Source organism: Vibrio sp. Vb1337 (genome assembly GCF_033338715.1).
GTDB lineage: Bacteria > Pseudomonadota > Gammaproteobacteria > Enterobacterales > Vibrionaceae > Vibrio > Vibrio alginolyticus.
On record NZ_JAWOTD010000060.1, the window covers coordinates 1 to 1,824 of the forward strand.

The 1,824-nt window shown below is 43.1% G+C and carries 2 protein-coding genes and 1 pseudogene; 2 read left to right on the forward strand and 1 reads right to left on the reverse strand.

The genetic code is table 11. The features are described from left to right. Positions 1-208: 208 nt before the first annotated feature. Both R7E42_RS23795 and R7E42_RS23800 read left to right on the forward strand, forming a co-directional pair. A complete protein-coding gene (locus tag R7E42_RS23795) occupies positions 209-595 on the forward strand; it encodes an MAPEG family protein (protein WP_005454090.1) in 387 nt (128 codons plus the stop codon). A 388-nt stretch (positions 596-983) separates the two neighbouring features. After that, positions 984-1,523, forward strand: coding sequence for a phosphatase PAP2 family protein (locus R7E42_RS23800; RefSeq protein ID WP_024702901.1), 540 nt, complete (start codon positions 984-986; stop codon positions 1,521-1,523). Positions 1,524-1,598: 75 nt separating this feature from the next. Here the strand turns inward: R7E42_RS23800 and R7E42_RS23805 are convergent. Next, positions 1,599-1,824: pseudogene (locus tag R7E42_RS23805) on the reverse strand (endonuclease/exonuclease/phosphatase family protein); the annotation flags it as partial.

The following is a 1,824-nucleotide window of genomic DNA, read 5'->3' on the forward strand; positions in this document are numbered from 1 at the left end:
TTAGGTTGAATCCGGTTTAAACCAAGTTTGGGCCAACCACGCTCGTTTTAGTTCATCGTGCATCCAAGTAAAACCAAACATAAAAGCGCTCAGTCGAGCGCTTTTTTATCACTGAAATTCAAGTTATGAATAGCGATGTTTTTCATTATTCGGCATCTTGAAGTTACTTAGGTATAGTGAATAGGTATCTGAATAGAAAGGACTCAACATGATCACTGCACTTTATGCCAGTATTCTGGCTCTACTTTTAGTTTGGTTAGCGTTTCAAGTCATCAAACAAAGGCGCCTTAACAAGGTTGCGTACGCAGATGGCGGCGTAGAAGCACTGCAAATTGCCCGCAGCGCACAAAGTAACGCAAGCGAATACATACCCATTACGCTAATTCTTATGGCGTTGTTAGAGTTTAACGGCGCAGCACCCATTTGGATTCATCTTACCGGTATTATCTTTGTAATTGGCCGCATTATTCATGCCAGAGGTATCCTACAAGAGAGTTTTAAAGGAAGAGTGAAGGGCATGCAGCTGACGTTTCTCGTGATTGTGTCTCTTGTGGTTTTGAATATGTTTTACTTCCCTTACGGAAAATTGTGGTAAGTCTAATAAGTTCCTACAGTGCGAATCTGTTTGCGAATTGCTAAATCGAGTTTGCAAATTGCAATGAAAACTGTGAGCAAATAGTCGCTATTGATGAAGTTTTAATGAAATTGATTAAATATCAGCCTGTTTCTATGCGCTTTAAAGTTGGCACGCCTCATGCTTTAGTACTATTGACCCTTTCTAAGCCGAGGGTCACCTAGCCAACTGACGTTGTTAGTGAACCCAATTGTTCACAAGTATATACAGCCAATCACACACCTTGTGGTTGGCTTTTTTTTTATCTTCAGGTTTCCTATCTCTACACGCTATTAGGGTGTTTGCCTTATCGAATAAAACCAACAAGTGTGATAACTTGCGCGCGGTTTAAATGTAATTGGTTGTATTAATGAAGAAAACAATACGTGTAGTAGGTGTGGCATCTTTACTGTGCTGTCAGTCGGTTAATGCGATGAGCGAAAAAGACTGGGACGTTCTAACGGATATTGGCACTTACGGTTTAGTGGCAACCGCTGCAGCTGTGCCAGCTTATAAAGGCGATTGGGAAGGGTTCTGGCAAGCAGGATTGAGCATTGGCACTGCTTCTGGTGTTGGTTTGATTGGTAAAAACACCATCGATGAAGAACGCCCAGATAAAAGTGACAACGACAGCTTTCCATCCAACCACACGGCAAACGCATTTGCTTCTGCGACCAACCTTTACTTGCGTTATGGATGGGAAGCCGGACTTCCTGCATACAGCATGGCAGCGTTAGTGGGCGTCGGCCGTGTTGAAGCCAAGAAACACTACTGGCGAGACGTGTTGGCAGGCGCGGCTTTAGGCACGTTGAGTGCTTATATTTTTACTGATGCGTATGACGAAAATGTACAGCTTGTACCTTGGGTGACCAGCGAGGATGCGGGTATCTCTATCACTTATCGTTGGTAAGGATATGAGTTAGATATTTGAATCGAATGAAAAAAGCCTCGGAAATGTCCGAGGCTTTGTTGTTTATGAAGTTACTTAGAACTGCGCTTTAATCCAGATCATGCGGTGGTCAGATGAAACATCTTTACCATTACCGTATTTGCCGATGCGCGAATCGTTAAACAGTTTACGACCTTCTTCATAAGATGCAGACCAGTAAACGCCGGAATCAACCACGTTTAAGTTTGCAGAAGGCAAGGCGTAGTCTACACCTAAACCAAATGTTGAAGTGATACGGTTCGGATATGGGTGAGTTGAGCTC